The organism is Microbacterium sp. SORGH_AS_0421, assembly GCF_030818635.1.
Taxonomy (GTDB): domain Bacteria; phylum Actinomycetota; class Actinomycetes; order Actinomycetales; family Microbacteriaceae; genus Microbacterium.
Genome location: NZ_JAUTAO010000001.1, coordinates 2993877 through 3018127, shown reverse-complemented (window position 1 = coordinate 3018127; position 24251 = coordinate 2993877). Strand labels below are relative to the sequence as shown.

Sequence of the window (24251 nt, the reverse complement as noted above, 5' to 3'; positions counted from 1 at the left end):
GAAGGATTCACCATGGCAGAACGTCAGGCCACCATCGCGAGCGCCTCGGGCCTCCACGCACGCCCCGCGAAGCTCTTCGTGCAGGCCGTGCAGGAGAAGAAGATCCCCGTCACGATCGCCGCCGAGGGCGGTGCCGACCTCAACGCCGGCAGCATCCTCTCGCTCATGGGCCTCGGTGCCGGTCACGGCACCGTTGTGACGCTGAAGGCCGAGGGCGACGGCGCCGAGCAGGCGCTCGACGAGCTCGTCGCCCTTCTCGAGACCGATCTCGACGCGCAGTAAGCGCTTCTTCGCAGAACACCGGATGCCGCGGGCCCAGGGCTCGTGGCATCCGGCGTTTCTGCGAGATCGAGGCGAACGAAACTCCTGAGAAGTCGACGACGGACGCTGACCTTCGAAGGTTCGGGACGCACTCCCGCGAACTTCTCAGGAGTTCGGCACGCCGTGGCCGTCAGACCTCGACGGAGTCGCCCGGCTTCAGGTCGACGAACGAGCCGCCGTTCTGCTCGACGGCCCAGGTGAGGCGTGCGTCGCCCATCTGCTTGCCGGCGACCGAGAGGGTCATGTCGTGGGTGGCGAAGACGCGCTCCGGCTTGACCGCGAGCACGTAGTCGATGGCGTCGCCGACCTTGAGCCACGGGGCGCCGACGGGGGCGGCGAGCAGCTGAACCTTCTTGTGCTTGGGAACCGCGAACGAGTCGCCCGGGTAGTACACCGCGTCGTTGACGAGGACGCCGACGTTGTCGACCACGGGAATCGAGGAGTGGATGACCTCGTGCTTCCCGCCGAAGAACTCCAGGTGGAAGGGCCCGAGGTCGAGGGTGTCGCCCGGGTGGACCACGGTGACATCGAAACCGGCCGCGGCGTCGCGCACCCCTTCGGGGCCGTAGATCGGCACGCCGGGGTGGGCCTTCTGCAGGCGCGTGAGGTGATCCGGCGTCCAGTGGTCGGCGTGCTCGTGGGTGATGACGATGCCGTCGAGGTTCGTCAGCTCTTCGAGGGGCGAGGTGAAGCTGCCCGGGTCGATCACGAGCGAGTGACCGGATTCGGCGAGGACGAGGGCGGCGTGTTCGTGCTTCGTGAGGCGCATGAGACGAGTCAACTCCTGCACGCCGGAGCGGGGCAAGCGCTGGCGCGGGGGGTGAACAGCGTCTAACGGCTCTTCCGTGCGAGGCCATCTCGCGGTACCGTGGCCGGACACGCCCGAGAAGTCGGTGGCTCGGCCTCGATTTTGCGTGGGCGTCAACTGTCATGCATACTTGAATGGTTGACGACGCGGCCCCATCGTATAGCGGCCTAGTACGCCGCCCTCTCACGGCGGTAACGCGGGTTCGAATCCCGCTGGGGTCACCAACACGAAAATGCCTCGACCGAATGGTCGGGGCATTTTTCGTTGCCCGGGACCAGCCGGTCGTCGCAGGGGAATCTGAAACGTCGAGCGGAATCGGATGCCGGGACTACCGGCACCCGATTCCGCTGCTTCGATCCGAAGTCGGTGCGGGCAGAGGGCGACTCAGTCCTCGCGGGCACGGCGACGGAGCCGACGCGCTCGACGCACGCTCCATGTCACCGCGAGGATCACCGCCGCGACCGCGATCCACGGGAGGAGGAACCCGAGGCCGATCACGATCCCGTTGACGGTGGTGACCAGGCCGTGCCATCCGGCGCCGAGCCCATCGCCGAAGCCCGCCGGGTCGGCGACGACGGCGGGGGAGCGCTCGACGAGTCGCACGCTGAGCGACGACATCGCGACCTGAGACGCGACCGACTGCAGCACCTGGCGGTCCGCGTCGAGCTGCGCCTGACGCTCGGCCAGAGCGGACTCCGCGGTGATGAGGTCGGACACCGATCCCGCCTGCGCCAACAGTTCCGTCAGACGCGCCACCGAGGCCTCACCGGCCGCGACGCGAGCGCGCAGATCGACGGTCTGCTCGGTGACGTCGGAGCGGCTGACGGTCGTCGCCGTGACCTCTCCGACCTGACGCAGCCCGTCCATGGTGCTCGTGAGGGCTGCGGCGGGCACGCGGACGGTGATCGAGCCCGACGACGCCGCCGGCGTCGACGCCGATCCCTCGTAGGGAACCGCACCGATCGTGCCGCCGAGCTGCGATGACTCGACGTATCCGCCGGCCCCGGTCGCCGCGGCGCCGACCTCGTCTATCGCCCTCGCGATGTCGTCGACCTCGACCGTGCTCGAGCCGGTGGCGACGATGTCGCGGGTCGCGGCGTCACGCGCCGCCGCATCACCCGAGGCCGCATCTGACGACGACGACCCCGCGGCGTCCTGGGCGGGAACGAGGGGAGCGATCGGCGCGCTCTCGTAACCGCCGGAGTACTGGTTCGTCAGGCCCTCGCCGCTGGCGCCCGCGATCGCCGAGTCGCTCGCGCCCGAGGTCGAGGCCAGCGACGGTCCGATGACCGCGGCGATCACGACGACGGCCGCGGCCGCTCCGACACCTGTCCACATTCCCCGGCGTCGCCGACGCGTGCGCTCGCGCTCGTCGGCGATCCGGCCGAAGACGGCGGTCTCTATGGCATCCATCCGCTCGTCGGGGAGCGGGGGAAGCGTGGGCGTGGTCATGGGGACTCCGTCTCGATCGCGGTGGCGCGCACCCGGGAGCGGATGCGGGAGAGGCGGTTGCGAACGGTGCCGTGCGAGACGCCCAGCGAGGCGGCTGCGGCCGCGTACCCGTAGCCCTCTGCGGCGCACAGCCGGAAGATCTCGCGATCGAGGTCGCTCAGCCGGTCGACGGCGGCGAGGATCGCTGCCACGGTCTGGGCCTGCACCACCTGAGCCTCGACGTCGACGACGGACGGGATCTCGTCGTCGAGCGCTGCGTGTGATCCGTGGCGACGGCGCGCCCTCAGACGGTTCTGCGCCTGCAAGCGGCAGACGGTCGCGAGCCAGGGCAGCAGGGACTCGCCCTCGAGCCGCAGCGACGGGATCTTCCGCCAGGCGACCACGAAGGTCTCCTGCACGACGTCCTCCGCGTCCGCGGCTTCGCCGACGAGCCCGAGGGCGATCCAGTAGACCGGCCGCGCGTATGCCCGGTACAGCTCGCGATACGCGACCTCCGACCCGCCGGCGGCGCGCGCCACGAGGGCCCTGTCGTCGATGACTCCGTGGGTCATGGCATCCGTTCCGCCCTCCGGGTGAGCCCCGGATAAGCACTCTCTCACTCAGGGGTGTCCGGGCGCGCCGGATCGTCTCACGGATGTACGCACGCAATGAGCTCTACGTGCACAAGCCCCTGTGCGAACGGGGCCGACGGATAAACTCGAGCGTTTCCCCCGATGAAAGGCCCCGCGATGGAGCTGCAGCTCGACCCCCTCTTCCAGACGATCACGCTCGTCGTGCTCGTGCTGATCCTGGTCGCTGACCTGCTGATCATCCTCAAGCGCCCGCACATCCCGGCGGCGAAGGAGTCGACGCTCTGGGTCGTGTTCTACGTGGCGCTCGCGTTGATCTTCGCGGGTGTTCTGTGGATCGTGGCCGGGGGCGAGGTCGCGGGGCAGTTCGTGGCGGGCTGGCTGACCGAGTACAGCCTGTCGATCGACAACCTCTTCGTGTTCGTGCTGATCATGGGACAGTTCGCGGTGCCGCGCCGGTACCAGCAGGAAGTGTTGATGGTGGGCATCATCATCGCGCTCATCCTGCGCGGCGCCTTCATCCTGGTCGGCGCGACCATCATCGAAAACTTCAGCCCGATCTTCTACCTCTTCGGCGCGTTCCTCGTCTACACGGCGATCCGGCAGGCGTTCCCGGGCGACGACCACGATGACGACTCGCAGAAAGAGAACCTCATCGTGCGGACGCTGCGTCGCGTGCTGCCGATGAGCGACTCGTACGACGGCAAGAAGGTCATCACTCGGGTCAGCGGCAAGAAGCTCTTCACCCCGATGATCATCGTGTTCGTCGCGATCGGCGTGACCGACCTGCTGTTCGCGATCGACTCGATCCCCGCGATCTTCGGCATCACGCAGAGCCCGTTCATCGTCTTCACCGCGAACCTCTTCGCGCTGATGGGGCTGCGCCAGCTCTACTTCCTGCTCGGTGACCTGCTCGACCGCCTGAAGTTCCTGCACTACGGGATCGCGTTCATCCTCGCGTTCATCGGCGTGAAGCTGATCCTGCACGCGATGCACGTCAACGAGCTGTCGTTCGTCAACGGAGGCGAGCCGATCGAGTGGGCTCCCGAGATCTCGACGTGGGTGTCGCTCGCAGTGATCGTGCTGTCGATGGCGGTCGCGACGATCGCGAGCCTCATCGCCGCGCGCCGAGAGCCCGCGTCCGTCGAGGGGCCCCAGGATGCCGCGGCCGATGTCGCCGACGAGAAGGGGACGCCGCCGACGGTGGAGCAGCCCGAGCGCGACTGACGCGCCCCGGGACCTAGAACGCGCGCAGGTTCGCCTGCAGGCCACCGTCGACGAACTCCTCGCGGAGGATGCCGCGCCGGCGGAGGATCGGCACGAGGTCGTCGAGCACACGGTGCACGGTGACCGGGTGCAGGTCGCCCCACAGCAGCACGCCGTCGTTGCCCCATTCCCCGAGTTCCTCAATGCGGTCAGCGAACTCGTCGGCTGTCCCCACGAAGCCGGATCCGTCACTCAAGCGTCCGAGCGCGCGCGTGCGCGCCCAGCAGCGTCCGCAGCGGAGCGTTCTCGTCGTGCTTTCCGACGAGCCGCTTGATGCTGCCCTCCGACAGGTGCTCGCCGAAGATCGACCGGTCGAGAGGCTTGTCGAGGTCGAGGCCGGTGAGATCGGTCTCGAGATCGCTCGACTGCTTGCGCGCGATGGCGACCAGCGCGTCCTCGGAGGGGTTGGCGGATGCCGCGACCAGGCGATCGGCTTCTTCCGGGGAAGACACGAGCACGGGCTGGATCGCGAAGAGGATCTTGATTTCGGACGCGGCGCGCCCCGCAGCCTCGGCTGCCGCGTGGATGCGTCCGCGATAGGCCCGGATGCTCTGCTCGTCGAGAGGCGCGAGGGCCAACTGTACGTCGGAGTTGTGTCCCGCGAACGACAGGCCGCGACCGGATCCGCCGGGGGAGACGATCGCGGGCGCGCCGTCGGTGAAGGGCACCGCGTTCAGCGGTCCGTCGAAGCCGAAGTGCTCACCCCGGTGCTGCACCGCCTCGAGCTTCGTACCGTCGGCGTAGATCCCCGTCTCTTCGTCAGCGACGAGGGCGCCCTCGCCCCAGCTGTCCCAGAGCTTCCGGATGCCGTCGAGCCACTCCTCGGCCCGGTCGTAGGCCGCGTCGTGCCCGAGCTGCGGCGCGGTCGAGAAGTGGCGCGCGCTGCCGGTGTCGGTCACGACGTTCAGGCCGAGACGGTGGCCGCTCAGGTGCTGCAGCGTCGCGAACTGCCGGGCGGCGGTGTACGGCAGGTAGGCGGCCGGGTTGACCGTCGGCACCACGCCCAGGTGCTGCGTCGCCGCGAACAGGTACGGCGCGAGCAGCAGCGGGTCGTGCTTGGGCCCGCCGAAGGCGTGACGCACCCGCAGGTCGATCGTGTCGGCGCTGCCGAGCGAGGGCGCGTCCTCGATGATCAGCAGGTCGAAGCCGGCCTGCTCGAGCGTCCGCGCCGAGTCCTGATAGAGCCCCGGCTCGCTCCAGCGGTGGTTCCAGCGCAGGTAGGGGTGGCCCCATCCGTGCGGACCGAAGCCGCGCGCGAGGAACCAGCCGAAGTGCTGCAGACGGCTCACAGCACGACCGTCTCGCGCTCGACGACGGGGACGCCCACGAGGGCCTGCTCGAGGTCGGCGAGCAGGTCATCGATGTCTTCGATGCCGATCGACAGCCGGATCGTGCCGGGGGACACCCCCGCGCGCCGGCGTTCCTCGACCGTCCGGGCCGAGTGCGAGGTGCTCTGCGGGTGCAGCACGAGCGAGCGGACGTCGCCGAGGTGGGTCATGTGCGTGATGAGCTCCACCGACTGCACGACGTGGCGCGCCGCCTCGAGGCCGCCGCGCAGGGTCACGGTGAACACCGACCCGGCGCCGCGCGTGAGGTAGCGCCGACCGAGGTCGAAGTCCGGGTGCGACTCGAGACCCACGTGGTCGACGCGCTCGACCTCGGGGCGCTGTTCGAGCCATCGGGCGACGGCCAGGGCGTTCTGCGACTGACGTTCCACGCGCAGGCTCAGCGTCTCGATGCCCTGACCGATGAGGAAGGCGTTCAACGGCGACGGCGAGGGACCGAACCGCGGCGCGGCACTCTCGCGGATGTAGGCCCCGCGGGCGCGGGCGCCGTGCCGCTCTGCGAAGCTCGCCCCGCCGAGGCGGTCGGTCTGCACGAGATGGGGGAAGAGATGACCGGATGCCGCGGCGTCGAAGCGACCGTCGTCGACGATCACCCCGCCGAGCACCGCACCCTGCCCCGCGAGGAACTTGCTCGCCGAGTGCACGACGACGGCGGCGCCGTGCTCGAGGGGACGCAGGAGATAGGGCGTGGTGAACGTGCTGTCGACGACGAGGGGGATGCCGCGCTCCCGCCCGATCGCCGAGACGGCGGCGATGTCGAGGACGTCGTTGCGGGCGTTCGAGAGCGTCTCGGCGAACAGAGCGCGCGTGCGGGGGGTGATGGCATCCCGCCACGCGGCGAGATCGCCCGTGGGCACGAACGTGGTCTCGATGCCGAGCCGCGCGAGGTTGTCGAGGAGCAGGCCGCGCGTGCCCTCGTAGATGTGCTCCGAGACGACGACGTGGTCGCCGGCCCCGGCCAGGGCCAGCAGGGCGACGGTGACGGCCGCTTGCCCGCTCGAGACGAGAACGGCCTGGTCGCCGCCCTCGAGGCAAGCGAGGCGCTCCTCGACGGCCTGGATCGTGGGGTTGCCGGTGCGCGTGTAACCGAAGCCGGTGCCGGTGCCGAAGTGTTCGGCCGAGGCGTCGAGACTGTCGAAGGTGAAGCCCGCCGTGAGGTAGATCGGCGTGGCCCGCGGCGAGGCGTGGGCGGTGGCCGAGCCCGCGTGCACCTGACGCGTCGAGAATCCGATGTCGGCGTTCGCGGCCATGGGTCACGCTCCGTTTCGCGGGGGCGGGGCGGGCTCGCGGGTCGGGCCCGTTCCCGAGGGGTGTTCGGGATCGGCCCAGGCTCGCACGGGGGAGTCGTCGGCGACGAAATGTGCGGCGCTCTGTTACGGGCGGCACCCACGTCGCGGACGCCGTGGCGCGGCCGGCACGGGTGAGCCCGGTGGTATCGTGACCGGGTGCGGATCGCTCGCCTCCTCCTTAGCGGCCGCGACGAGACCTTGTCCTAGGCCTTTCTCGTCGCGGAGTTCGTCGCGGGCCTCACACCCCTTCCGAGGAGAAACGCAAACATGAGCAGCACCCCGATCGATGGCATCCGGATCCCGGACCGCCCCCGCACCCTGGCCGAGAAGGTCTGGGACGACCACCTCGTGGTCAAGGGCGAGAACGGCCAGCCCGATCTGATCTACATCGACCTCCACCTCGTGCACGAGGTCACCAGCCCCCAGGCCTTCGACGGTCTGCGTGCCGAGGGGCGCCCCGTGCGGCGGCTCGATCTGACGATCGCCACCGAGGACCACAACACCCCGACGCTCGACATCGACAAGCCGATCGCCGACCTGACCAGCCGCACGCAGATCGACACCCTGCGCCGAAACGCCGAGGAGTTCGGCGTGCGCATCCACTCGCTCGGCGACAAAGAGCAGGGCATCGTCCACGTCGTGGGCCCGCAGCTCGGGCTCACCATGCCGGGCATCACCGTCGTATGCGGCGACTCGCACACCTCTACCCACGGTGCGTTCGGCGCGATGGCGTTCGGCATCGGCACGAGCGAGGTCGAGCACGTGCTCGCCACGCAGACACTGCCGCTGAAACCGTTCAAGACGATGGCGATCACCGTCGAGGGCGACCTCAAGCCCGGCGTCACCGCGAAAGACATCATCCTCGCGATCATCGCCAAGATCGGCGCCAACGGCGGGCAGGGCTACGTGCTCGAGTTCCGCGGCAGCGCCATCCGCTCCCTCTCGATGGAGGGACGCATGACGATGTGCAACATGTCGATCGAGGCCGGCGCACGAGCCGGCATGATTGCCCCCGATGAGACGACCTTCGCCTACGTCAAGGACAAGCCCCACGCCCCGCAGGGCCGGGACTGGGACGACGCGGTCGCCTACTGGCGCACGCTTCCCAGCGACGAGGGCGCCGTCTACGACGCCGAGGTCTTCCTCGACGCGAACGAGCTCGAGCCCTTCGTCACGTGGGGCACGAACCCGGGCCAGGGTGTCTCGCTGTCGGACGTCGTTCCGACGCCGTCCGAGATCGCCGACCCCAACGAGCGTGCCGCCGCCGAGCGCGCCCTCGAGTACATGGACCTTCAGGCCGGCACGCCGATGAAGGACATCCCCGTGGATGCCGTGTTCATGGGCTCGTGCACGAACAGCCGTATCGAGGACCTCCGTGCCTTCGCCTCCGTCATCCAGGGCCGCACCAAGGCCGAGAACGTCCGCGTCATGGTCGTTCCCGGATCGGCGCGCGTGCGCCTCGAGGCCGAGGCCGAAGGCCTCGACAAGGTCTTCGTCGACTTCGGTGCAGAGTGGCGCTTCGCCGGGTGCTCGATGTGCCTGGGCATGAACCCCGATCAGCTGGCTCCGGGGGAGCGCTGCGCGTCGACCTCCAACCGCAACTTCGAGGGCCGCCAGGGCAAGGGCGGGCGCACCCACCTCGTCTCGCCGCTGGTCGCGGCCGCGACCGCCGTGCGGGGAACCCTGTCCAGCCCCGCGGACCTCGATCCCGTCCGCACCGAGACCGTTTCGACCGGGGCGGAGGCCTGACATGGAGAAGTTCACCACGCACACCGGTGTCGCCGCACCGCTGAAGCGCTCGGCGGTCGACACCGACCAGATCATCCCGGCCGTCTTCCTCAAGCGCGTCACCAAGACCGGCTTCGACGACGCCCTGTTCGCCAACTGGCGCCAGGACCCGGACTTCGTCCTGAACCAGGACGCCTACCGCTCGGCATCCGTCCTCGTCGCCGGCCCTGACTTCGGGACGGGTTCGAGTCGCGAGCACGCCGTGTGGGCGCTGCGCGATTACGGCTTTCAGGTGGTGCTCAGCCCCAAGTTCGCCGACATCTTCCGCGGGAACTCGGGCAAGCAGGGCCTAGTCACGGGCGTGATCACCGAAGACGAGGTCGAGCAGATCTGGGCGGTGATCGAGGCGAATCCGGGCATCGAGATGACCGTGGACCTTACCGCGAAGACCGCCACGGTGGGCGACCTCCAAGTCTCGTTCGATATCGACGATTACACTAGGTGGCGGCTTCTCGAAGGGCTCGACGACATCGGGCTCACGCTGCGTGACGAAGACAAGATCACGCAGTTCGAGGCGCGCCGCGAGGCATGGCGGCCGCGGACCCTCCCGGTCCGCTGAGCCCGATCGACCCGATCGGGTCGATCTGCCGCCCCTCGTCCACGAAGTGAGGTCCACCCCCCATGAGCACACTCGTCACCGATTCCGGAGATCAGAATCCCGGACAGCCCGATTGGGAGGCGGCAGAGACCCTCTCGATTCGCGGCGGCCGACCGCTGCGGGGGACCGTCGAGGTCAAGGGCGCCAAGAACCTGGTGACCAAGGCCATGGTGGCGGCCCTGCTGGGCGAGACCACGAGCACGCTGCGCGACGTGCCGATGATCAGCGACGTGAAGGTCGTGCGTTCGCTCCTCGAGGTTCACGGTGTCACGGTGACCGAGGGTGACGAGGAGGGCACGCTGCACCTCGATCCCTCGGGCGCCGTCGCCGCGCACTTCGAAGAGATCGATGCGCACGCGGGTGCGTCGCGCATCCCGATCCTGTTCTGCGGGCCGCTGCTGCACCTGCTCGGCGAGGCTCTCATCCCCGATCTGGGCGGATGCCGCATCGGCGACCGTCCGATCAACTTCCACATGGACGCGTTGCGCGCCTTCGGCGCCGTCGTCGACAAGAGCTACGAGGGCATCCGCATCACGGCCCCCAACGGGTTGCACGGTGCCAACATCACGCTGCCGTACCCGAGCGTCGGGGCGACCGAGCAGGTGCTGCTCACCGCTGTGCGCGCGAAGGGTGTCACCGAGCTGCGTAACGCCGCGATCGAGCCCGAGATCATGGATCTCATCGCGGTGCTGCAGAAGATGGGCGCGATCATCTCGTACGAGCCCAACCGCGTCATCTTCATCGAGGGCGTCGACAAGCTCGTCGGCTACGACCACCGCGCGATCTTCGACCGCAACGAGGCCGCCTCCTGGGCGTGCGCGGCCCTGGCCACCGACGGCGAGATCTTCGCCAAGGGTGCCCGCCAGCAGGACATGCTGACCTTCCTCAACGTCTTCCGGAAGGCCGGCGGATGGTTCGACGTCCGAGAGGACGGCATCCTGTTCCGTCGCGGTGAGGCCCTCAAGCCCGTGATGGTCGAGACGGACGTGCACCCGGGCTTCATGACCGACTGGCAGCAGCCGCTCATCGTCGCCCTCACGCAGGCTCCTGGCACCTCCACCGTGCACGAAACCGTGTACGAGAACCGCCTGGGCTTCACCGAGGCGTTGAACAAGATGGGCGCCGACATCGTCGTGCACCCCAAGGGCATCTCGAGCCCCGACCGCCGCGTTCCCCGTCGCGACCTCGAGCAGGCGGCCGTCATCAACGGGCCGACGCCGCTTCACGGCGCCGACGTCGAGGTGCCCGACCTCCGTGGCGGCTACAGCTACGTGATCGCGGCTCTCGCGGCCGAGGGCGAATCGACGGTGCGCAACATCGGCATCATCCGTCGCGGGTACGAGAAGTTCCTCGAGAAGCTCACGGCTCTCGACGCCGACTTCGACGTCGTGGGCTGACGCCGGTGGCTTCGAACCCCGAGAAGAGCCGGCCGAGCGCCTTCTGGCCGCTCGCGGCGATCATCGTCCCCCTCACGGGACTCTTCGCCCGGATCGAGATCCGCGGTGCGGAGAACCTCCCGCGCGAGGGCGCCTACGTTCTCGCTCCGAACCATAACTCGGAGTTCGATCCCGTGATCGTGGCGGTCGCCGTCTGGCGACTCGGTCGCGCCCCGCGGTTCATGGCGAAAGAGAGTCTCTTCAAGGTCCCCGTGCTCGGCGCCGCGCTCCGCGCGACGGGGATGGTCCCCGTGCCCCGGGCTTCGACGAGCGCGAACCAGTCGATGAAGGCCGCCGAGCAGATCGCCCGCGACGGCCGCGGCGTCATCGTCTACGCCGAGGGCACCCTCACGCGCGACCCCGAGCTATGGCCCATGCGCGGCAAGACGGGCGCGGTGCGCCTCGCCCTCGCCGGCGACCTGCCGCTCATCCCCATGGCGCAGTGGGGCGTGCAGCAGATCCTCCCTCGGTACGGGAAGCTGAAGTTCCCCCGCCGCTCGCACGTGATCGTCGAGTTCGGGCCCGCCATGGACATGAGCGCCTACACGGCGACGCCCACGCAGCCGGCCACGCTGACGAAGGCGACCGACGCGATGATGAACGAGGTCACGGCGATGCTCTCCGGCATCCGGGGCCTGCCCGCCCCCGCGGAGCGCTGGAACCCGTCGCAGCACGGGCAGAACGAGACGGGCCGCCTTGAGCCGTAAGAGCGCCCTGCCCGTCGCGGGCCCGAAGGTCGCCGTCGTCGGCGCCGGAAGCTGGGGAACGACGTTCGGCAAGATCCTCGCCGACGGCGGCGCCTCCGTCGTCATGTGGGCGCGTCGTCCCGAGCTCGCGGCCGAGATCACCGAGTCCAAGCGCAACAGCAGGTACCTCCCGGGTATCAACCTGCCGCGCACGATGACCGCGACGACGGACCTGGCCCAGGCGCTGAACGGTGCGGAGCAGATCTACCTCTCGGTGCCCAGCCAGTCGCTGCGCGAGAACCTCGCCGCCATCAAGCCGCTCGTCGAGCACACCGACGTGCCGATCGTCTCGCTCATGAAAGGCGTCGAGAAATCGACCGGCCTGCGCATGAGCCAGGTCATCGAACAGGTTCTGCAGTGCGACCCCGCCCGCATCGCGGTGGCATCCGGTCCGAACCTCGCCCTCGAGATCGCGCGCGAGCAGCCGACCGCAGCCGTCATCAGCTCGCTCAGCCCCGAGACCGCCGAGGCCGTCGCCCGTCGCGCGCGCAACCGGTACTTCCGCTCGTTCGTGAACACCGACGTGATCGGCACCGAGTTCGGCGGGGTGCTGAAGAACCTCATCGCGGTGGCGATCGGCATCGTCGACGGCGTCGGGTACGGCGAGAACACGAAGGCGTCGATCATCACGCGCGGGCTCGTCGAGATGACCGACTTCGCGGTCGCGCAGGGCGCGCAGCCCGAGACGCTCCAGGGCCTGGCGGGCCTCGGCGACCTCATCGCGACGTGCCAGTCGCCGCTGAGCCGCAACAACACCGCGGGGCGCCTGCTCGGCCAGGGCTACGGCTACAAAGAGGTCGTCGCCCAGATGCAGCAGACCGCCGAGGGGCTGGCATCCGTGGCTCCCGTGCTCCAGCTCGCGAAGCAGGTCGGCGTCGACATGCCCATCGTGCAGCAGGTGAAGATGGTGCTCGACGGGACGATGGATCCGCGGGACATCGCACCGCACCTGACGACAGACGACGACCAGCCGCAGGGCGAGAGGACGCAGAATGACCAAACCGGTGGTGGTGGTGCTCTTCGGCGGGCGCTCCAGCGAGCATTCGATCAGTTCCGCCACGGCGGGCGGGGTGCTGCGGGCGATCGACCGTGACCGCTTCCGGGTGATCCCGGTCGGCATCACCCGTGACGGCGCCTTCGTCCTCGAAGACGACGACCCCGACAAGTTCGCGCTCATCCCCGACGCGCTGCCCGAGGTGCGCGACAACGGCACGCGCGTGCGTCTGCCCGACTCGACGCTGTCGCGGGAGTGGACCGTGACCGATGGCGGGGGCACGCGCTCGCTCGGAGACGTCGATGTCGTGCTGCCGATCCTGCACGGGCGGTTCGGCGAGGACGGCACGGTGCAGGGTCTGCTCGAGCTGCTCGGCATCCCGTACGCGGGCGGTGGTGTGCTCATGTCGGCGATCGGCATGAACAAGCACGTGACCAAGCAGGTGCTCCGCGCGGCGAACGTGCCGGTCGTGCCGTGGGTCGCCGTCACCCGCGCCGACCTCGCTCGCGACCGCGAGCTGTGGCAGCGCCGTATCCGCGCCCTCGACCTGCCTGTGTTCGTCAAGCCGAACGAGGCCGGATCCAGCGTGGGCGTGACGAAGGTCTCGCGCTGGGAGGACCTCGATGCCGCCTTCGACACCGCCTTCGCGGAAGACGGCCTCGTGCTCGTCGAGCAGGCGATCGTCGGTCGCGAGGTCGAGTGCGGTGTGTTGCCCGGGCGCGACGGCGGACCGGTACGCGTGAGCGTGGCCGGCGAGATCGTTGTGACGGGCCGGGAGTTCTACGATTTCGAGGCGAAGTATCTGGGAGCGGCGGGCGTCGACCTGGTGTGCCCTGCCGATCTGAGCGACGGCGAGTTGGCCGCGATGCAGCGGATCGCCGCACAGGCGTTCGAGGCGATCGGCGGGCAGGGCCTGGCACGCGTCGACTTCTTCTACACCGGCACCGAGTTCTACGTGAACGAGGTGAACACCATGCCCGGGTTCACCCCGATCTCGATGTTCCCCACGTGCTGGATCGCGTCGGGACTGTCGTACCCCGACCTCATCAGCGACCTGCTCGACGCAGCGCTCGAGAGGGCCTGAGCCGCCACCCGGCGTGCCCGGCAGGTCGGCCGGTAAAAACGCCGTCGCCGGGGTCGATCGCGTCGGCGTGGCGGGATGGTCCCGCCCTCGTGCTGCGTCTCCGCGCCTGTCAGGGCGTGGGCGTCGGAGTCGGCGACGCCGTCGCGTCGGATGCCGAGGTGCACACCGCCCCGGTCGCGGGCAGATACGAGCGGATGAGGGGCCCGAGAGCCTGCGCGACGTCGGCGCTGCTCGCGGCCGAGTAGTCGAGATAGATCTGGACGGCGGGGCTGCGGCCGAAGGTCGTGAGCGTATAGCGGTTCTCGGACGCCTGTGACTCGTCGACGAGCCAGTCCACGCCGTCGAACGCTCGGCATGGCAGGGTCGAGGGGCCCGGCGTCTCGAGACCGCAGGTCATGAGGATCGCCGAGGGATCCCCCCACGCTCCGGTCGACTGCGCGTCGGTCCACCGCCGCTCCTGGCCGGAGATCGTCTTCGGCAGGCGCGAGGTGATCTCGGCGCAGGCGGGGTTGTTCGCGTCCTTCGCCGGCTGCATCGCGACCGTGGTGCTGCACGCCGCGAGTCCCGGGAGGAGAGCTGCGGCGGCGAGGAGCGCGAGGAGGCGGGAGGAGCGGGGCACCCCTCCAGGCTAATAGCGTGGGGGAGTGACCGACGCCGAGACCACCCGTGCAACCACCGTGGGCGACCTGAGCGAGGGGCAGATCCTGCGCGGCATCCTGGATCGCCTTCCGCCCTCGACCGCGTCGGTCGGCCCCGGCGACGATGCCGCGGTGCTGGCCGTCCCCGACGGGCGGGTCGTGGCGACGACCGACACCCTCGTGCACGGCCCGGACTTCCGCCTGGCATGGTCGTCGCCGTTCGACCTCGGCTTCAAGTCGGCGGCGGTCAACCTGGCCGACGTGGCCGCGATGGGCGCGCGACCCATCGCCCTGCTCGTCGCTCTCGCGATGCCCGACGACACGCCGATCTCCTTCGTCCGCGGGTTCGCCGACGGTCTCGCCGCCGCGTGCGCGGAGCTCGCCCCCGACTGCGCGGTCGAGGGCGGAGACCTCACCGTGTCGGACACGCTGACGATCGCCGTGACCGCCCTCGGCAGTCTCGACGGCCGCGACCCCGTGCGTCGATCGGGGGCGCGTGTCGATGACGGCGTGTACGTGATCGGCGAGCTCGGCGAGGCCGCACGGGGGCTGGAGGTGCTGTTCGACAGGTTCACGGATGCCGCGGGCACCCCGGTCGCTGTCACGACCGAGGCCCGCGGGGCTCTCGACGCCGACGACGCGCGCGGACTGGCACGTCAACTGACGCCCCGCCCTCCGATCGCCGAAGCCCTTCGGGCGGCGGACGCGGGGGCCACCGCGATGATGGACATCTCGGACGGCCTGGTGCTCGACGCCACGCGCTTGGCGGACGCGTCGGGCGTGACGATCGCCCTGGACTCCGCGACCCTCGGTGCGGACCCCGGACGCTCTCTCGGAGGGGGAGAAGACCACGGGTTCCTCGTCACCTTCCCGATGGATGCCGACCCGCTCGGTCGCCGCGTGGGGACGGTCGTGACGCGCGGGGACCACGCGCTGACCGTCGACGGCCGGCCGTGGACAGGTCGCTCGGGGTGGGACCCCTACCGCGACTGGGATGCCGGACGCGGCTGAGACTCACGCGCCTCGCGGCCGACCCCACCACATGGTCGTGTCGCCGTAGGCGCGGTCGCGCTCGGCTTCCAAGCCCGCGGCGGCCCAGTCGGGGGCGGCCGAGCGCTTCGCGCGTTCCACGATGACCGTCGCATCGGCACTGAGCCGAGGGGCGAGAGCGACCAGGGCTCTGGTGAGGTCGTCGTCGGAGAGGTCGTAGGGCGGATCGAGGAAGACGAGATCCCACTCGAGGCCGGATGCCGTGAGAAACGTCGTGACACTCGCGCGGTGCACCCGAGCGGGGGCGGCGACGCCGGCGGTTCGAACCCGATCGGCGTTGCGACGGATCAGGGTTGCGGCGGGGGCCGAGAACTCGACGAGGTCGGCGGAGGCGGCGCCGCGGCTCAGGCTCTCCAGCCCCAGCGCCCCCGACCCCGCGTACAGGTCGGCCACGCGCGCGTCGTCGAGGAGCCCGGCGGACTCGAGAGAACCGAACAGCGACTCGCGGACGCGGTCGCTCGTGGGACGAGTGCCCTTGGGTGGGACGTCGAGGACGGTGCCTCCGGCGCGGCCCGAGATGATGCGCGTCACCTCTTCAGCCTAGAGTCCCCGGCGCCGCGGCCCGGTGCGCGCACGCGCGGCGATGTCCGAGGGCCTGCCTAGACTCGGATCATGCCCGGATTCTTGCTCGCCTCGCGTCTGGACGGCGCCATCGGGGGCAAGACGGCGACGGCATTCGACAAGGCTTTCGGCGTGAAGACGGTGGGCGAGCTCCTCGAGCACTATCCCCGTCGGTATGCGCGGCGAGGCGAACTCACCCCCATCGACTCGCTGCCGCTCGGTGAGCCGGTCACGATCGTCGCCGAGGTCGTCAGCGCGAACGAGCGCCGCATGCAGAACCGCCGCGGCTCGCTCCTCGAGGTCGTCATCAGCGACGGCGACGGACGCATGTCGCTGACGTTCTTCAATCAGCCGTGGCGCTTGAAAGACCTCACGCCGGGCCGCCGCGGCATCTTCTCGGGCAAAGTGGGCGAGTACCGCCGGCAGACGCAGCTGACGAACCCCGACTACGAGCTGTTCGACGACATCGCCGAAGCCCGTGCCGAGGCTGAGGTCACGGCGAAGCGGCCCATTCCGATCTATCCCGCGACGAGTTCGATCCCGAGCACTCTCGTGCAGAAGACGATCTCCCTCGTGCTCGACGGACTCGGAGAGATCGAGGATCCTCTGCCCGACGACGTGCGGTCGCGCAGACGACTTCTTCCCGCCCGGGCGGCGTTCGAGCAGATCCACCGTCCCGAGAGCGACGACGACATCCCTCCCGCGATCGCGACGCTGCGCATGCACGAGGCCTTCGTCCTGCAGACCGCGCTGCTCCAGCAGCGGCAGTTCGTGCGGGCACTGTCGGCGACGAAACGCCGCGCTGCGCCCGGCGGGCTCCTCGAACGCTTCGACGCGATCCTGCCGTTCGAGTTGACTCCGGACCAGCGGAGCGTCGGTGCGCAGCTCGCAGCCGACCTCGTCGCGGACTGGCCGATGAACCGTCTCGTGCAGGGTGAGGTCGGCTCGGGTAAGACGCTCGTGGCGCTGCGTGCCATGCTGCAGGTCGCCGAGTCCGGCGGTCAGTCCGCCCTCATCGCCCCCACCGAGGTGCTGGCCGGCCAGCACCTGCGCTCGATCGCCCGCATGTTGGGGCCCGAGCTCGCCCCCGAGATCATGCCGACGCTCCTCACCGGGCAGATGCCCGCTGCCGAACGGCGAAAGGCCGCGCTGCGCGTCGCGTCGGGTCAGGCGCGCATCGTCGTGGGGACCCACGCGCTGCTGAGCGCGACCACCACCTTCGCCGACTTGGGCTTCGTCGTCGTGGACGAGCAGCACCGCTTCGGCGTCGATCAGCGAGAGGCGCTCCGCTCCAAGGGCAGCTCCCCGCACACGCTCGTCCTCACCGCCACTCCGATTCCTCGTACGGTAGCGATGACGGTGTTCGGCGATCTCGACGTCTCGACCATCCGCACCATGCCGGCCGGGCGTGCCGGCATCCAGTCCTTCGTCGCGCCGCTGGCCGAGAAACCCGCGTGGTTCGCCCGCGTGTGGGATCGCGTCGCCGAAGAGGTCGCGCTGGGCCGCCAGGCCTTCGTCGTGTGCGCCGCCATCGACTCCGACCAGCTCACCGCCGACGAGAAGACCGACGAACCGGCCGACGCGCCCGCCGCCGCGGCCGAGGGCGCGCGCACGCGCTGGGGGGTCGTGCAGGTCGAGGCTCTCCTCTCGCGATTGCCGACGTTCACCGGCATCCGAGTGCAGATTCTGCACGGCAAGATGCCCTCCGACGAGAAGGACGCCGTCATGCAGGCCTTCGCGCGCGGCGACATCGACGTGCTGGTCGCCACCACCGTGATCGAGGTCGGTGTCGACGTGCCGAACGCCTCGACCATGGTGATCCTCGAAGCTGACCGCTTCGGCGTCTCGCAGCTGCATCAGCTGCGCGGGCGCGTCGGCCGGGGCGGCCTCCCGGGCCTGTGCCTGCTGGTGACCGAGGCCTCGCCCGGGACGTCGGCGCGCGCGCGCGTCGAGGCCGTCGCCGCAACGCTCGACGGCTTCGCCCTCGCCGAGGTCGACCTCGACTTGCGCGGAGAAGGCGACGTGCTCGGCGGTGCGCAGTCGGGTGCGCGCTCTTCGCTGCGCCTGCTGCGGGTCGTCACCGACGCCGATCTCATCACCGAGGCCCGCGCCGAGGGCGAGCGGATTCTCGCCGACGACCCGGCCCTGCTGCGGCATCCCGGTCTCGCCGCCGCTCTGGAACGCCGCGTGGGTGTCGAGGAGCGCGCCGCTCTGGCGAAGTCCTGACCGGCGAGCCGCTCTGAGGGCCGCGTCGGTAGGCTGACGGCATGGATCCCCGGATCGCCGTCGTTCCCGGCTCATTCGACCCGCCCACCCTCGGCCACCTCGACGTCATCCGTCGAGCGGCCGGCCTGTTCGATCAGCTGCATGTGCTCGTCGTCCACAACCCGGGCAAAGAAGCGATGCTCCCCATCGCCCAGCGGCAGAGTCTGCTCGAGCGGTCGATCGCCGAGGCGGGCGTCGAGGGCGATGTGATCGTCGCCGCGTGGAGCATGGGTCTGCTCGTCGACTACTGCACCGAGGTGGGGGCGAAGGTGCTGGTGAAGGGCATTCGCTCTCAGGTCGACGTGGCCTACGAGACGCCGATGGCTATCGTCAATCGCGATCTCGCGCACGTCGAGACGGTGTTCCTCCTGCCCGACCCCTCCCACGCGCTCGTCTCGAGCTCGCTCGTACGTCAGGTGGCCGGCCTCGGCGGCGACGTGTCGCCCTACGTCCCGCCCGCCGTCGCGCGCTTCCTCGACACCGGCGCCCGCGGCATCTGACCCGCGCCGTCCCCCCACGCAGAAACGCGATCCGCGCATAGAAACGCGCGCTCCTCGCGTTTGTGGGCGCTGAGAGCGTTTATGCGTGATGTGAGTGCTCAGAGTGCGGCGCCGGCGCGTCCGCCCGGCCCTTGCTCAGGGGCGCACGGGTAGCATTGACGACCGTGAGAACTCGCCGACCCGGACCCTTCCAGCTCCCCGTACGCGACATCGAGCGCCACCCGGGCGAGATGCGCGAACACACCCTCGACATCCCCGCCCCCGAGAAATGGGGTGAGGGCCTGCTCTCCGTCCCCGAGGCTGAGATGCTCGAACTCGATGTGCGTCTCGAATCCGTCCACGAGGGGATCCTCGTGTCGGGCACGGTGGACACCAGCGCCACGGGAGTGTGCGGACGCTGCCTCATCGACATCGTCGAGCCTGTCGAAGTCGAGTTCCAGGAACTTTTCGCGTATCCTGGGGACGAAGCGAGTGACTTCGACGTTCAAGACGACCACGTGGATCTTGAAAATCTGGTCCGGGATGCCATTGTCCTGTCGCTTCCGTTCCAGCCGGTGTGTCAGCCGGACTGCCCCGGGCTCGACCCGAACACGGGCGAGAGGCTGACGGAAAGCCCCGGCACCACGGAGCAGGAGCCTGTCGATCCTCGATGGGCTGCGCTCCAGCAGTACACCCCAGACGACGGCGATGCGCTCCGCGCCGCCCCCAAGACAGAGAAGAGCTAGTCATGGCAGGTAACCCCCCGAAGCGGAAGGTCTCCCGCTCGAACACCCGCTCGCGTCGTGCGCAGTGGAAGGCTGAAGCCCCCGCGCTGGTCAAGACCATCGAGAACGGCAAGGTCGTCTACAGCCGTCCCCACCAGGCGAAGGTCGTCACCGACTCGCAGGGCACCGAGCTCTTCCTCGAGTACAAGGGCCGCAAGGTCGCCGACGTCTGATCGGCGATTCGTGACGCGGAAGAACGTCGAGCGCACAGCGCTCACCGAGAAGCTCGGGGTCGAGATCGACCCCGAGCTTCTTTCTCTTGCTTTGACGCACCGCTCGTTCGCCTACGAGAACGGCGGCATCCCGCACAATGAGCGTCTCGAGTTCCTCGGCGACTCGGTGCTGGGCCAGGCGGTGACGGTCCGGCTGTTCACACGGCATCCCGACCTCGACGAAGGAAGCCTCGCGAAACGTCGCGCGAGCGTCGTGTCGACGGTGGCGTTGGCCGAGGTCGCCCGCACGATCGGTCTCGGCGACCACGTGCGACTGGGTCGGGGCGAGATCCTCACCGGTGGGCGCGACAAGGATTCGATCCTCGCCGACACCATGGAGGCCCTCATCGGGGCGACGTTCTTGTCAGCCGGCCCCGACGCGGCGACCGGCATGGTGCTTCGCCTGGTCGAACCGCTCTTAGCCGACCCGGAGCGCTACGGCGCGGCGATGGACCCGAAGACGAGCCTGCAAGAGATCGCTGCCCGCCTGGGGCTCGCGGCACCCGTGTACGTGGTTGAGGCCACCGGTCCCGACCACGACCGACGCTTCACCGCCACGGTCACGACGGGCGACGTCGTCACTACGGGCGTCGGATCGAGCAAGAAGCACGCCGAGATGGCAGCGGCGCTGACCGCGTGGCGCGAGCTCGACGCGCGTGCCTGAGCTTCCCGAGGTCGAGGTCGTCCGCGCCGGCCTCGAACCCGCCGTGTCCGGTGCACTCGTCGCCTCTGTCGACGTGCGCGACGAGCGGGCGCTGACCCGGCACACCGGGGGAGCGGCGCACTTCGAGGCGGAGCTGACCGGCCGGCGCATCGCGTCCGCCGTGCGGCGAGGCAAATTCCTCTGGATGCCGATGGCCGACGATGAGGCCATCGTCACCCATCTCGGGATGAGCGGCCAGATGCTCCTGCGTACCCCCGGGGCGCCGGAGGAGCGGCATGAGCGCATCCGCATCGAGCTGGAGCACCCGGTGCACGGGCCGCTTTCGGTCGTCTTCGCCGACCAGCGCACCTTCGGCTCTCTCGCCGTCGATCGGCTCGTCGATACTCCCGATGGTGCCGCGGGCGGTCGAGGCTCGGAGCTCGCCCGCGTGCCGACGCAGGTCGCGCACATCGGTCGAGATCCCCTCGACCCTGCTTTCGATGTCGCGCGATTCCGCGCGCGATTGACGCGGACCTCCTCGGGAATCAAGCGCGTGCTGCTGGATCAGACGGTGGCGAGCGGTATCGGCAACATCTACGCCGACGAGTCGCTGTGGGCCGCGCGTATCCACCCTGAGACCGCGGCATCCGATCTTCCGACGCGTGCTGTCAATCGGCTACTCGGCGAGGTGCAGGCGGTCCTCGAGAAGGCCCTTGCCGAGGGTGGGACCAGCTTCGACGCGCAATACGTGAACGTGAACGGTCAGGCCGGCTACTTCGCCCACTCGCTGAATGCCTATGGGCGTACAGGCCAGCCGTGTCCGCGGTGCGGGCGCCCCATCGTGCGGGTGTCGTTCATGAACCGGTCGAGCCACTTCTGCCCGCACTGCCAGAAGCGGCGCTGAAAGTAGCACGGGCCGCCCGCTTCTGAGCAGCTGAGTCGTCGGGTGATTTTTATCATCGTGCTCGTCGGTGGCGTTGCGTAATCGGTACAGTGTTGGCGATGAACGGCTGGTCAGTGGATCCGTAAGGGCTGCGTTTCGCGGCTTCGGTCGTCCGGTATGCCGTACAGATCACTGAGCCGGAGACGGCAACGGCGGCGACCGCACGTGTCGGCGATGCTGAGCTCGCCGCGGCGTTGTCGGCGTTCATGCAGGCTCTGACAGGTGGGTGGATGCAGCGGGTGTCCGCGACCGAGGGTGTGTGTCAGACGTTGGCGGCCTCGGCGACGTTGTATGAGACAGCCGATGAAGAAGGTGTTCGTGACGTGCGCCAGGCGGACCATTTCTGATGGCGGAACTGGGGCAGACCTCCGATCCGATGTCCTTGGTGCCGGGCTCGGTCGGAGGCGTCCAGGCGATTGTCGAGCTGTGCGCCCGGCGCTCGCGTGTCGCACGGCAGGCCGCCGAGACGGTGGGCAGGAAGAAGAACATCGACGACTGGGTGGGACAGTCCGCCGACGCCTACACCGCCCGCGTGACCCAGGTGGCGACCGCGTGGTCCGACGCTGACGAGGCGCTGGCCCGTGTCGGCGCCGCGATGCGCGCATACGCGTCGGCGTTGGCGGGGGCACAGGCGAGAGCTGCCACCGCGATCGAGGGTTGGGATTATGCGCGGTCCCTTCAACGCACGGAGCAGACGGCCGGTGCGGAGTCGCCGGGCTTCGTCGAGCCGTTCTCCGGCGCGTGGCCCCTCGTGTTCGCCGGGGGCGCCGACACGAGTCCGCCGCGCACGAGTGCGGAGGCGTTCGCAACGGCTGACAGCTGGCTTGCCGAGGGGAGGAGATGGGTGGCCGATGCGGCACGCACCGCAACCGCGGCTGTGGCTGCTGCGACCGCGGTGCTCCGTGCCGACAGCGGATCCGTGTGGGCGTCGGCGAGCGCAGCCCTCGGAAGCGGGCCGGTGACGCCGGCGACGGCGCTGTCGGTCCTGAAGTCGTTGCGCGGCGACGACCTCACGTCGCTGTTGTCGGCGCGTCCCGACCTCGCCGCTCTTCTCTCGCAGGCGTCGCCCGCCGATGTCGCGAGCTGGTGGTCGGGTCTCGACGGTGACCAGCAGGAAGCGCTGGTCCACGCTGCCCCCGCCGTCATCGGCAACCTCGGCGGAGTGGCCTACCGCGCGCGTGATGAGGCCAATCGCATCGTGCTCGACCAAGCGATCGAGGATGCCAAGCGCAGCCCCCTCGACAAGTCGGAGCAGATCGCGGCGCTAGAGGCGTTGAAGAAGTCGGCCCAGAGTCACACGTTGGTGTCGGTTGTGCTTGACGAACCTCCGCTCGCGCAGGTCGCCGTCGGCGACGTGGATGCCGCGAGGAATGTGTCGTTCATCGTGCCGGGGATGAACTCGAACGTGGCGGGTGACATGCAAACATACGTCAACGCCGCTGCCAAACTACAGTTGCAACAGCAGCTCGTAGGAGGCGGTGATCTAGGTGACTATGCGGTCATCGCTTGGCTTGGCTACCACCCGCCGATGAACGATATGCCGGTGGACGTGGCATTCAACGGGAAGGCCGAGGCGGGCGCACCCGCCCTAGCGAGGGACCTCACGTCGATGGCTGCTGTTCACGATGCGTCTGGCGTTCCTGCCTCGGTTTCGGTCATCGCCCACTCTTATGGCACCGATGTCGCTGCACTCGCGCTCACCGACGCTCACGCGGACCACGTCGTCTTGCTCGGCTCGGCCGGTGTAGACAATGAGGTAGATAACGTCGCGGACCTGAATGTGCCTCCCGGACAGGTGTTCGCATCTCAAGCCCGTCACGACGGCTGGGCGCCTGTCGGGCAGATCACCTCGTACGTCGTCCTAGACGGACGCGTCGACCCGACAGCGGCATCGTTCGGGGCGCGCGAGTTCTCCTCGGAAGCGGGCATCGCTCCCGGCGGCGAGACGCTGCGCGCGGTTGACAAACACGGACCGTTCGGCGACGGGTCGGAGACATTCAGCTACTTCGATGCGAACACGACCGCGCAGTTCAACACGGCGTTGGCAACGACGGGCCGCGGGAACGAGGTCATCGTCGACCGCCCGCTGACAGAATCAGACCTGATCGGGCCGCGTCAGTCGAGCGGATCGAATGAGTACCCGGTCGGGTGGAACGGCATTCGTTGACTATGAATAGACGCACTTACATCGCAGTCAGCGTGCTGCTCGTCGGCCTGCTCACCGCTTGCTCACCCGGTGGCGAACAGAACTCGAAGGGACCCGAGATGACCCCCGAAGCAGTCGAAGCGCAAATAACCGACCTCTATGAGGCCAGCGCAGCGGCGATCGCCCCGGACGGCTGGAAGGTGGACGCGTCATGGTTGTCGTGCTCGGATAACTCGACAGGAGACGGTGTGAACCTCCTGTTCGCGGCTTCTCGGTCGGCGCCGCTGCCTGGTGATCCCGCGGAACTCATTTCGCAGGCACAGATCGTGTGGCAGAAGCACGGCCACGACGTCACCATCGAACGGGATACCAACCTGACTCCGCCCAGGTGGATCCTCTCGGATCCGCCGTACCTCACCGGCACTCATCCAGACGGCAGTTACTACCTGCTCGACGTGAGCGAGAGTGCGGTGTACTTCCGTGCTTACAGTGCCTGCGTACCCGGCGACATCTTCGAACTCACGAGCCCCACGCCGACCCCATGACCCTCAGGTTCGATCCCCAGCGGCACGCGGAGACGATCGCCGCTTTGCGACGGGTGATCGCTGGCATCCAGGATCAGCTGGACGGCCTCGATCGGGAGGTCACCGCACTGCGTGGGCAGTGGTCGGGTGCCGCGCAGGCGGCGTACGAGCGTACTCACCGAGAATGGGCGGACTCCCTCGGTCGCTTGCATTCCGCGCTGGCTGATGCGACGGGAGCGGCGCAGCACGCCGGTGACCGTCTCACCCAGACCGAGGCAGATGTGACCGCACTGTGGTCATGACGCGAG

At 69.1% G+C, this 24251-nt stretch carries 24 protein-coding genes, 1 tRNA gene and 1 pseudogene; 19 read left to right on the top strand and 7 right to left on the bottom strand.

Translation table 11 applies throughout. From position 1 onward, the window contains the following. Positions 1–12: 12 nt before the first annotated feature. Positions 13–282: an HPr family phosphocarrier protein gene (locus QE416_RS14445; RefSeq protein ID WP_055836516.1), complete on the top strand. Its 270-nt coding sequence runs from the start codon at positions 13–15 to the stop codon at positions 280–282. A 169-nt stretch (positions 283–451) separates the two neighbouring features. Here QE416_RS14445 and QE416_RS14440 read toward each other — a convergent pair whose 3' ends face one another. Beyond that, complete coding sequence (locus QE416_RS14440; RefSeq protein ID WP_307317188.1) at positions 452–1090, bottom strand: MBL fold metallo-hydrolase; 639 nt, start codon at positions 1088–1090, stop codon at positions 452–454. A gap of 187 nt (positions 1091–1277) precedes the next feature. On the opposite strand from QE416_RS14440, the gene QE416_RS14435 reads away from it, so the two are divergent. Next, positions 1278–1353, top strand: a tRNA-Glu gene (locus QE416_RS14435). Between the two features lie 160 nt (positions 1354–1513). Here QE416_RS14435 and QE416_RS14430 read toward each other — a convergent pair. Then, positions 1514–2581, bottom strand: coding sequence for a DUF4349 domain-containing protein (locus QE416_RS14430; protein ID WP_307317186.1), 1068 nt, complete (start codon positions 2579–2581; stop codon positions 1514–1516). After that, entirely contained in the window at positions 2578–3132 is a 555-nt protein-coding gene (locus QE416_RS14425) for an RNA polymerase sigma factor (protein ID WP_307317184.1), read from the bottom strand. Before QE416_RS14425 ends, QE416_RS14430 begins: the two co-directional genes overlap by 4 nt. A gap of 177 nt (positions 3133–3309) precedes the next feature. On the opposite strand from QE416_RS14425, the gene QE416_RS14420 reads away from it, so the two are divergent. Beyond that, a complete protein-coding gene (locus tag QE416_RS14420; RefSeq protein WP_307317961.1) occupies positions 3310–4377 on the top strand; it encodes a TerC family protein in 1068 nt (355 codons plus the stop codon). Between the two features lie 13 nt (positions 4378–4390). On the opposite strand, the pseudogene QE416_RS14415 reads toward QE416_RS14420, so the two are convergent. Together QE416_RS14415 and QE416_RS14410 are read right to left on the bottom strand one after the other, a co-directional pair. Then, positions 4391–5705, bottom strand: a pseudogene (locus tag QE416_RS14415) (LLM class flavin-dependent oxidoreductase). Next, positions 5702–7012, bottom strand: coding sequence for an O-acetylhomoserine aminocarboxypropyltransferase/cysteine synthase family protein (locus QE416_RS14410; RefSeq protein WP_307317182.1), 1311 nt, complete (start codon positions 7010–7012; stop codon positions 5702–5704). The pseudogene QE416_RS14415 and the gene QE416_RS14410 overlap by 4 nt, the downstream one beginning before the upstream one ends. Positions 7013–7318: 306 nt before the next feature. On the opposite strand from QE416_RS14410, the gene leuC reads away from it, so the two are divergent. The 6 genes from leuC to QE416_RS14380 all read left to right on the top strand — a co-directional run bounded on the left by leuC (position 7319) and on the right by QE416_RS14380 (position 13697). Then, positions 7319–8800: a 3-isopropylmalate dehydratase large subunit gene (leuC, locus tag QE416_RS14405; RefSeq protein WP_267787082.1), complete on the top strand. Its 1482-nt coding sequence runs from the start codon at positions 7319–7321 to the stop codon at positions 8798–8800. Position 8801: 1 nt separating this feature from the next. Beyond that, positions 8802–9398, top strand: a complete 597-nt coding sequence (gene leuD / locus QE416_RS14400) for a 3-isopropylmalate dehydratase small subunit (protein WP_307317180.1) — start codon at positions 8802–8804, stop codon at positions 9396–9398. Between the two features lie 62 nt (positions 9399–9460). Next, entirely contained in the window at positions 9461–10834 is a 1374-nt protein-coding gene (gene murA / locus QE416_RS14395; protein WP_144785342.1) for a UDP-N-acetylglucosamine 1-carboxyvinyltransferase, read from the top strand. A gap of 5 nt (positions 10835–10839) precedes the next feature. Then, positions 10840–11580 (top strand): 1-acyl-sn-glycerol-3-phosphate acyltransferase, encoded by a 741-nt coding sequence (locus tag QE416_RS14390; RefSeq protein ID WP_307317177.1) that lies wholly within the window; start codon positions 10840–10842, stop codon positions 11578–11580. Continuing rightward, positions 11570–12712, top strand: a complete 1143-nt coding sequence (locus tag QE416_RS14385) for an NAD(P)H-dependent glycerol-3-phosphate dehydrogenase (RefSeq protein WP_210074611.1) — start codon at positions 11570–11572, stop codon at positions 12710–12712. Before QE416_RS14390 ends, QE416_RS14385 begins: the two co-directional genes overlap by 11 nt. Continuing rightward, a complete protein-coding gene (locus QE416_RS14380) occupies positions 12612–13697 on the top strand; it encodes a D-alanine--D-alanine ligase family protein (RefSeq protein WP_210074613.1) in 1086 nt (361 codons plus the stop codon). The genes QE416_RS14385 and QE416_RS14380 overlap by 101 nt, the downstream gene beginning before the upstream one ends. Positions 13698–13806: 109 nt before the next feature. On the opposite strand, the gene QE416_RS14375 is transcribed toward QE416_RS14380, so the two are convergent. Continuing rightward, positions 13807–14316 carry a DUF3515 family protein gene (locus QE416_RS14375; RefSeq protein WP_307317174.1) on the bottom strand — a complete coding sequence of 170 codons (510 nt, stop codon included), beginning with the start codon at positions 14314–14316 and terminating at the stop codon, positions 13807–13809. Positions 14317–14341: 25 nt separating this feature from the next. Between QE416_RS14375 and thiL the strand changes: the two genes are divergently transcribed. After that, positions 14342–15346 (top strand): thiamine-phosphate kinase, encoded by a 1005-nt coding sequence (gene thiL / locus QE416_RS14370; RefSeq protein WP_307317173.1) that lies wholly within the window; start codon positions 14342–14344, stop codon positions 15344–15346. Between the two features lie 3 nt (positions 15347–15349). Here thiL and QE416_RS14365 read toward each other — a convergent pair whose 3' ends face one another. Beyond that, on the bottom strand, positions 15350–15916 hold the full coding sequence (locus tag QE416_RS14365; protein WP_307317172.1) for an RsmD family RNA methyltransferase: 567 nt from the start codon (positions 15914–15916) through the stop codon (positions 15350–15352). An 81-nt stretch (positions 15917–15997) separates the two neighbouring features. Between QE416_RS14365 and QE416_RS14360 the strand changes: the two genes are divergently transcribed. The 9 genes from QE416_RS14360 (at position 15998) to QE416_RS14320 (ending at position 24245) form a co-directional block, all read left to right on the top strand. After that, positions 15998–18172, top strand: coding sequence for an ATP-dependent DNA helicase RecG (locus tag QE416_RS14360; RefSeq protein ID WP_307317170.1), 2175 nt, complete (start codon positions 15998–16000; stop codon positions 18170–18172). 41 nt (positions 18173–18213) lie between these two features. Beyond that, positions 18214–18711 (top strand): pantetheine-phosphate adenylyltransferase, encoded by a 498-nt coding sequence (gene coaD, locus QE416_RS14355; protein ID WP_103208883.1) that lies wholly within the window; start codon positions 18214–18216, stop codon positions 18709–18711. 230 nt (positions 18712–18941) lie between these two features. Next, positions 18942–19436: a DUF177 domain-containing protein gene (locus QE416_RS14350; RefSeq protein WP_307317168.1), complete on the top strand. Its 495-nt coding sequence runs from the start codon at positions 18942–18944 to the stop codon at positions 19434–19436. Between the two features lie 2 nt (positions 19437–19438). Then, on the top strand, positions 19439–19648 hold the full coding sequence (gene rpmF, locus QE416_RS14345) for a 50S ribosomal protein L32 (protein ID WP_013586329.1): 210 nt from the start codon (positions 19439–19441) through the stop codon (positions 19646–19648). Positions 19649–19658: 10 nt separating this feature from the next. Further along, positions 19659–20351, top strand: coding sequence for a ribonuclease III (rnc, locus tag QE416_RS14340; protein ID WP_267787088.1), 693 nt, complete (start codon positions 19659–19661; stop codon positions 20349–20351). Further along, a complete protein-coding gene (gene mutM, locus QE416_RS14335; protein ID WP_307317166.1) occupies positions 20344–21234 on the top strand; it encodes a bifunctional DNA-formamidopyrimidine glycosylase/DNA-(apurinic or apyrimidinic site) lyase in 891 nt (296 codons plus the stop codon). Before rnc ends, mutM begins: the two co-directional genes overlap by 8 nt. A 385-nt stretch (positions 21235–21619) precedes the next feature. Next, positions 21620–23440: an alpha/beta hydrolase gene (locus QE416_RS14330; protein ID WP_373458861.1), complete on the top strand. Its 1821-nt coding sequence runs from the start codon at positions 21620–21622 to the stop codon at positions 23438–23440. A gap of 98 nt (positions 23441–23538) precedes the next feature. Next, the gene (locus QE416_RS14325; protein WP_307317161.1) at positions 23539–23964 is read left to right on the top strand and encodes a hypothetical protein; all 426 of its coding nucleotides are present in this window, start codon (positions 23539–23541) and stop codon (positions 23962–23964) included. Further along, positions 23961–24245, top strand: a complete 285-nt coding sequence (locus QE416_RS14320; protein WP_307317160.1) for a WXG100 family type VII secretion target — start codon at positions 23961–23963, stop codon at positions 24243–24245. The genes QE416_RS14325 and QE416_RS14320 overlap by 4 nt, the downstream gene beginning before the upstream one ends. Positions 24246–24251 lie beyond the last annotated feature (6 nt).